Origin of the sequence: Streptomyces sp. LMG1-1-1.1, from assembly GCF_040815545.1 — a bacterium.
Lineage (GTDB): Bacteria > Actinomycetota > Actinomycetes > Streptomycetales > Streptomycetaceae > Streptomyces.
Genome location: NZ_JBFPNH010000014.1, coordinates 175662 through 182332, shown reverse-complemented (window position 1 = coordinate 182332; position 6671 = coordinate 175662). Strand labels below are relative to the sequence as shown.

The 6671-nt window shown below is 72.7% G+C and carries 6 protein-coding genes; 4 read left to right on the top strand and 2 right to left on the bottom strand.

Going from position 1 to position 6671, the window contains the following annotated elements:
- The coding region (locus MRBLMG1_RS06500; protein WP_367821617.1) for a hypothetical protein at positions 1 to 898 on the top strand (898 nt) is incomplete at its 5' end.
- A 155-nt stretch (positions 899 to 1053) separates the two neighbouring features.
- Here the strand turns inward: MRBLMG1_RS06500 and MRBLMG1_RS06495 are convergent.
- Positions 1054 to 1914 (bottom strand): L,D-transpeptidase family protein, encoded by an 861-nt coding sequence (locus MRBLMG1_RS06495; protein WP_367821616.1) that lies wholly within the window; start codon positions 1912 to 1914, stop codon positions 1054 to 1056.
- 230 nt (positions 1915 to 2144) lie between these two features.
- Between MRBLMG1_RS06495 and MRBLMG1_RS06490 the strand changes: the two genes are divergently transcribed.
- The 3 genes from MRBLMG1_RS06490 to MRBLMG1_RS06480 all read left to right on the top strand — a co-directional run bounded on the left by MRBLMG1_RS06490 (position 2145) and on the right by MRBLMG1_RS06480 (position 5317).
- Complete coding sequence (locus tag MRBLMG1_RS06490) at positions 2145 to 3725, top strand: acyl-CoA mutase large subunit family protein (protein ID WP_367821614.1); 1581 nt, start codon at positions 2145 to 2147, stop codon at positions 3723 to 3725.
- Between the two features lie 66 nt (positions 3726 to 3791).
- Positions 3792 to 4451: a leucine efflux protein LeuE gene (leuE, locus tag MRBLMG1_RS06485; RefSeq protein ID WP_367821612.1), complete on the top strand. Its 660-nt coding sequence runs from the start codon at positions 3792 to 3794 to the stop codon at positions 4449 to 4451.
- Positions 4452 to 4495: 44 nt separating this feature from the next.
- Positions 4496 to 5317: a MerR family transcriptional regulator gene (locus MRBLMG1_RS06480; protein ID WP_367821610.1), complete on the top strand. Its 822-nt coding sequence runs from the start codon at positions 4496 to 4498 to the stop codon at positions 5315 to 5317.
- Positions 5318 to 5338: 21 nt separating this feature from the next.
- Here the strand turns inward: MRBLMG1_RS06480 and MRBLMG1_RS06475 are convergent, their stop codons facing one another.
- Complete coding sequence (locus MRBLMG1_RS06475) at positions 5339 to 6661, bottom strand: polysialyltransferase family glycosyltransferase (RefSeq protein WP_367821635.1); 1323 nt, start codon at positions 6659 to 6661, stop codon at positions 5339 to 5341.
- Positions 6662 to 6671: the final 10 nt, after the last annotated feature.

Genomic DNA, 6671 nt, shown 5'->3' with positions numbered 1-6671 from the left:
CGCCGGAGCGGCCGACCGCGTCGAGCTCGGCCGGGTGCGGCTCGCCCCCGTCACCGCACCGGCGCGCCGCTGGGGACGCTCCCTGCGCTACGGGCTGGCCGCCGCGGTCGCCGCCGTCACGGTCGGCGGCGTCGCCGTCGCCGCCGGCACCGGCGTCCTGCCCCTGGTGGGCCCCGCGCCCGCCAGCTCCGTGGCCGCGGGCGAGTCCCCGGACCCGCTCGCCTCGAAGGAGCCCGGCATACGCCAGGACCCCGAGGCGCCCCCGAGCGGACCGGGCGGCGGCGACGGCACGCCCGGCGCGTCCCCGTCCGCCGGTACCACCACCGCACCCTCCACCCAGGGCCCGGACGGACACGGCACGTCCACTCCGGAGCCCGGCGGGACCACCACGGACACGGGTTCGAGTGGCAAGGGCGACACCGGTACCACCGGCACCACCGGCACCACCGACGTCCGGAGCAAGACGTTCAAGGCCTGCCAGGACTACCGGGCCGGAAGGCTCGACACCGCCTCCCGCGAGCGGCTCACCCGGGACCTGCGGAGCGGTGACACCCTCCGCCGCTACTGCGACCGGATCCTCGCCGGCGGCACCGGCACCTCCGACGGCGCCGACACGCCCAAGGGCGGCACCAAGGACACGTCCGACGGCGACACCAAGGACGAGGACCGAGGCGGCTCAGGCGACACAGGCGGCGACGGGAACGGCCGCGACGGGAACGACTCCGGCGGGTCCGGCGACGCCCGGAACGGCGGCGGTGGCGGCCGCGACTCCGTCCGGCTCTCGGCCGCCCTGTCCGTCGATGATCCGGCCGGAGCCGGCGCCGGGACCACGGCCGCGATCACGGCCGGAACCCCCGTCGGAATCACCGCCGAGACACGCGTCCCGCTGCCGGTGTAACACTTCTCGGCCCGTCGGCGCAGTATGGAATGTGCCGACTGGTCATCGGCCGCGCAGTGAGCCGGGGTTCCCCCCGTACCTACGGCTCCGCGCACCCGGCGCGGGTGGGACACGTTCCCCCGGTCCCACCCGCGCCCCTTCTTCCTCCCGCTGGGCTACCAGTGGACGACGACCTTGTCGCCGACCTTCACCGCGTCGAAGAGGGCCGAGAGCTTCGCCCGGTCCCGGACGTTCACGCAGCCGTGCGAGGCGCCGCCGTAGCCGCGGGCCGCGAAGTCCGCCGAGTAGTGCACGGCCTGGCCGCCGCTGAAGAACATCGCGTACGGCATGGGCGTGTGGTAGATCGTCGAGGTCCACGTGCGGGCCTTCCAGCCGACGCTGAAGGTGCCCTCCCGGGTCGGGGTGTTCTCCGAACCGAAGCGGACGTCCATGGACGAGACGACCTTGCCGTCGATCATCCAGGCGAGGGTCCGGCTCTCCTTGCTGATGCACAGCACCCGGCCGGTCATGCACCGCGGGTCCGGAGTGTCCAGCTTGTTGGTGGTGGCGGGCTTCAGCTCGTCGGCCGTCGGCTTCCGGGTCAGCGAGACCAGCCGCTGCCAGGTCGCCTCGTCGACCGACCCCGTCTCCGGCAGGCCCCGCCGCTTCTGGAACCTCTCGACCGCGCCCGCGGTCATCTTCCCGTAGAACCCCGTCGGGGCGCGGTCGAAGAAGTCGAGCTGCCGCAGCCGCGCCTGGAGCTCGCGGACCTGCTCGTTCTCGTCGCCGTCGCCCATGAGGGGCTTGGGCGCGGGCGTGCCGGTGGAGGGTGTGGCGCCGGGCGACGGCGGCTTGCCGTCCGTGCCGGGGGAGGACGCCGGTGGCGCGGTCCCGGGCGTGGCCGACGTCGGTGCGGGCGCCCGCGTCGGACCCGCGGTACCTGTGCCGCCGCCGCCGACCGCGTCGGGCGTACAGCCCGCTGCGAGTGCCACCGCCGCCGCTGCCAGCGCCACCCTGCGCAGGACGGTGCCGCGCACGGCGGTTCTGCCTATGACGGACGAAGACCTCTTCATTGTTTCCCCCGTGACTAGTCGTGTGTACCTAGGGATGCATCCCGCGCGTGTGCGGTTGCGCCCCCGGGGCACGAACCGCGCATGCTGTGAGGAAGGTCCCAGCGTGCTGCCCTCCATGGCCCGCACGCCCGCCGCTACAGTCCGTCGCGAGGGTCCGTACCGCTGAGTAGCAGGTCTATCGGAAGGCACAACGCATGGCGCGCGAGTCTGAGTCGGGGCTGCCGATCGAGCCGGTCTACGGACCGGACGCCCTGGACGGATGGGATCCCGACCGGAAGCTGGGCGAGCCCGGCGCGTACCCCTTCACCCGCGGCGTGTACCCGTCGATGTACACCGGCCGGCCCTGGACCATGCGCCAGTACGCGGGCTTCGGCACCGCCGTCGAGTCCAACGCCCGCTACAAGCAGCTCATCGCCAACGGCACCATGGGCCTGTCGGTCGCCTTCGACCTGCCGACCCAGATGGGCCACGACTCCGACGCCCCGATCGCGCACGGCGAGGTCGGCAAGGTCGGCGTCGCCATCGACTCGATCGACGACATGCGCGTCCTGTTCGACGGGATCCCGCTGGACAAGGTCTCCACGTCGATGACGATCAACGCCCCCGGAGCCCTCCTGCTGCTCCTCTACCAACTCGTCGGCGAGGAGCAGGGCGTCCCGGCGGACCGGCTGACGGGCACCATCCAGAACGACGTGCTGAAGGAGTACATCGCCCGCGGCACGTACATCTTCCCGCCGAAGCCCTCGCTGCGGCTGATCGCGGACATCTTCAAGTACTGCCGGGCCGAGATCCCGAAGTGGAACACCATCTCGATCTCCGGCTACCACATGGCCGAGGCCGGCGCCTCGCCCGCGCAGGAGATCGCGTTCACCCTCGCCGACGGCATCGAGTACGTCCGGACCGCGGTCGCCGCCGGCATGGACGTCGACGACTTCGCGCCGCGGCTCTCCTTCTTCTTCGTGGCCCGCACCACGATCCTGGAGGAGGTGGCGAAGTTCCGCGCCGCCCGCCGCATCTGGGCGCGGGTGATGAAGGACGAGTTCGGCGCGACGAACCCCAAGTCCCTCATGCTCCGCTTCCACACCCAGACCGCGGGCGTCCAGCTCACCGCCCAGCAGCCCGAGGTCAACCTCGTACGGGTCGCCGTCCAGGGCCTCGCGGCCGTCCTCGGCGGCACGCAGTCGCTGCACACCAACTCCTTCGACGAGGCCATCGCCCTGCCGACGGACAAGTCCGCCCGCCTCGCCCTGCGCACCCAGCAGGTCCTCGCGTACGAGACGGACGTCACCGCCACCGTCGACCCGTTCGCCGGCAGCTACGTCGTCGAGAAGATGACCGACGACGTCGAGGCCGCGGCCCTGGAACTGATGGCCAGGGTCGAGGACATGGGCGGCGCGGTCAGCGCGATCGAGCGCGGCTTCCAGAAGAACGAGATCGAGCGCTCCGCCTACCGGATCGCCCAGGAGACCGACAGCGGCGAGCGGGTCGTCGTGGGCGTCAACCGCTACACGATCGACGTCGAGGAGCCGTACGAGCCGCTGCGCGTCGACCCCGCGATCGAGGCCCAGCAGGCCGACCGGCTCGCGAGGCTGCGCGCCGAGCGCGACCAGCCGGCGGTCGACGCGGCGCTCACCGCGCTGAAGAAGGCCGCGGAGGGAACGGACAACGTCCTGTACCCGATGAAGGACGCCCTCAAGGCGCGCGCCACCATCGGCGAGGTCTGCGACGCGCTGCGCGGGGTCTGGGGCACGTACGTCCCCACCGACGCGTTCTGAGCCGGCACCGTCCCCCATAGACGCAGGTCACAGCGGAGTGTCGTATATGTGTGCGACACTCCGCCCATGCTGGGTGTCACCGATCTGTCGACCTATCTCGCGGGCGTCGTCCTCATCGTCCTCCTCCCGGGGCCGAACTCGCTCTACGTGCTGTCCGTGGCCGCCCGCAAGGGCACCCGGACCGGATACAAGGCCGCCGCCGGGGTGTTCACCGGCGACGCGATCCTGATGACGCTGGCCGCGCTCGGCGCCGCCTCGCTGCTCCAGACGACCCCGCTCCTCTTCACGATCGTCAAGTACGCGGGCGCCGGCTACCTCACCTGGATGGCGATCGGGATGCTGCGCGCCGCGTGGAGCATGTGGCGCTCCCGGGGCGAGGCGGCCGCCGCGGAGACCGAGGAGTCCCCGGCCGTGGTCGGCGGCGAGAACCCGTACCGCCGCGCGCTGCTCATCAGCCTCTTCAACCCCAAGGCGATCCTCTTCCTGATCTCCTTCTTCGTGCAGTTCGTGGACCCCGGCTACGCCTACCCGGCGTTCTCGTTCCTCGTCCTCGGCTCGATCCTGCAGATCGGCAGCTTCCTCTACCTGACGGCCCTGATCTTCGGCGGCACCCGGCTCGCGGCCGCCTTCCGCCGCCGCAAGCGCCTCTCCGCGGGCGCGACGTCGGCGGCCGGCGCGCTCTTCCTCGGCTTCGCCGCGAAGCTCTCGCTCAGCAGCGCCGTCTGACGTTTGACCCTGACACCGTGTGAGGGCGTTCCGTAGGAGTCGTCATGTTCACCATCGGAGACTTCGCCCGGCACGGGCGGGTGTCGGTCAGGATGCTGCGTCACTACGACGCCATCGGACTGCTGCACCCGGCCCGGGTCGACCCCTTCACGGGCTACCGCCACTACACGGCGGACCAGCTCGCCCGGCTCAACCGCGTCATCGCGCTCAAGGACCTCGGCTTCACCCTCGAACAGGTGGGGGCCATCCTCGACGAGCAGGTCGACGCGCACGAGCTGCGGGGGATGCTGCGCCTGCGCCAGGCCGAGCTGGAATCGGCCGTGACGGAGGCGCGGGCCCGGCTCGCCCAGGTCGGCGCGCGGCTCCGAGCCATCGAGAGCGAGGGACGCATGTCCACTCAGGACGTCGTCGTCAAGAAGATCCCCGCCGTCCGGATCGCCGAGCTGAGCGCGGTCGCCGCGAGCTTCGGCCCGCAGGACATCACCCCGGTCATCGGACCGCTGTACGACGAGCTGTGCGGCCGCCTCGCGGCCGCGGGCGTCACCGGCTTCGGCCCGGGCATCGCCTACTACGAGGACGCGGGCGCGGGGGACGGCTCGGTCGTCGTGCACGCCGGGACGACCGTCCCCGAGGGCACCGCCGTCGAGGGCGTCGAGGTGCTCGTCCTGCCCGGCATCGAGGAGGCGGCCACCATCGTCCACCGCGGGTCGATGGACGCGATCCTGCCGACCGCGCAGACCCTGGCCGCCTGGATCGACACCAACGGTTACGCCTCCGCCGGGTACGCCCGCGAGCTGTACCTGGAGTGCCCGGAGGACCAGGCGCGGTGGGTGACCGAACTCCAGGAGCCGGTCCGCCGCGCCTGATCCCCCCCGCCTCGCCCGGACCTACCGCTTCAGCGCCTTGCGCAGGCGCAGCGCGCGCCGGGCGAGCCGGCGGACCTTGGGGTGCCGGGGGAGGGGGAGGCCGCCGGGGAGGCCGAGGACGGTGAGGCGGCGGCGGGTGAAGTGGTGCCGGGTGGGTGCGGCGAGCGGACCCGACAGGTGCCGTACCGCCGCCTCCCGCAGCTCCGGCCGGATCTTCGGCTGCATGGCGAAGCCGACCGCCGCGACCAGGTCGTTCAGCTGCTCCGTACCGACCTCGGCGTCGTCGCCCTCCTCCGGCTCCAGCGGCGGGACGACCGTGTCGACCACGGTCAGGGGGACCCGGTTGCTGTTCTGGTACGGGGTGAGCCGCGCGAGCAGGGTGCGCGTGCCGACCCGGGCGACCGGCAGCCCGTAGAAGGTGTGCGCGGTGAGGAGCGCGGTGGAGAAGCAGCCGACGACGAGCGCGGGCCGCAGCTCGCGGTAGAGCACCTCGGCGAGCACGGGCCGGTGCTCGACGGTCAGTTCGGCGCCGAGCTCCTCCGCCGCGCGCACCAGCGTCCGCGACCAGGCGTCCGGGGCCGTCGGGTGCGGCTTGAAGACGAGCCTCCGGTGGCCGCGGGCGACGGCGCCCCGGACCATCCGCAGGTGCAGCTCCTCCTCCTCGGCGACGGTCAGCAGGTCGAGCGCCGCCAGGTACTGGCCGAGCAGCAGCGCCGGCCCGTCGTCCCCGGTGGCGGGCCCGGGAGCGGCTCCCGCCAGCTCCTCGACGCACTTCGTGAACGCCTCCGTCGGTACGGTCTCCGCCACCGCCCCGAACTCGGCCAGCAGCAGCGGCGCGAGCCCCGGCACGAGGTCCAGGTGGAGCAGCCGGTCCACCCGGCCGCCGATCAGCGGGTCGATCTTGTTGCGGGTCGGTCCGTAGCTCATCAGGCCGTCCGCGTACACGGTGATCGGCGCGTCGGGCAGCAGCTGGGCGATGGCGAGCGCGGGCGTCACCTGGAGGGACTCCAGGGCCAGCTCGATCCGGTCGTCGCCGAGCCCCCACAGCCGCCGCAGATGGCGCTGGAGGAGCGGCAGGTCGCTCGCGCGGGGCGTCCAGCCGGCGGGGTGGAGCGGGGAGATCGCCTCGTTCCAGGAGAGGACGTCGTCGAAGTGGCCGCGCAGCCGTGCGAAGCCCTCGGCCTCGTCCAGGGCGGGGGTCGTCTCCGGCACGGCCGCGTTGTTGGTGACGAGGAGGATCCGCCGGTCGGCGGGCCCGAAGCAGCCGCTGTCGAGCGCGGCGGCGAGCGTCACCACGCCGTAGAGCGTCGAGGCGCAGAAGATCTGCGTGGTCGGGCGGGGCATGGCCCGCGGA

Coding starts and splice junctions, on each gene's coding strand:
- MRBLMG1_RS06490 (WP_367821614.1), top strand. CDS start 2,145: ATGGCGCGCGAGTCTGAGTCGGGGCTGCCGATCGAGCCGGTCTACGGA.
- leuE (WP_367821612.1), top strand. CDS start 3,792: ATGCTGGGTGTCACCGATCTGTCGACCTATCTCGCGGGCGTCGTCCTC.
- MRBLMG1_RS06480 (WP_367821610.1), top strand. CDS start 4,496: ATGTTCACCATCGGAGACTTCGCCCGGCACGGGCGGGTGTCGGTCAGG.
- MRBLMG1_RS06475 (WP_367821635.1), bottom strand. CDS start 6,661: ATGCCCCGCCCGACCACGCAGATCTTCTGCGCCTCGACGCTCTACGGC.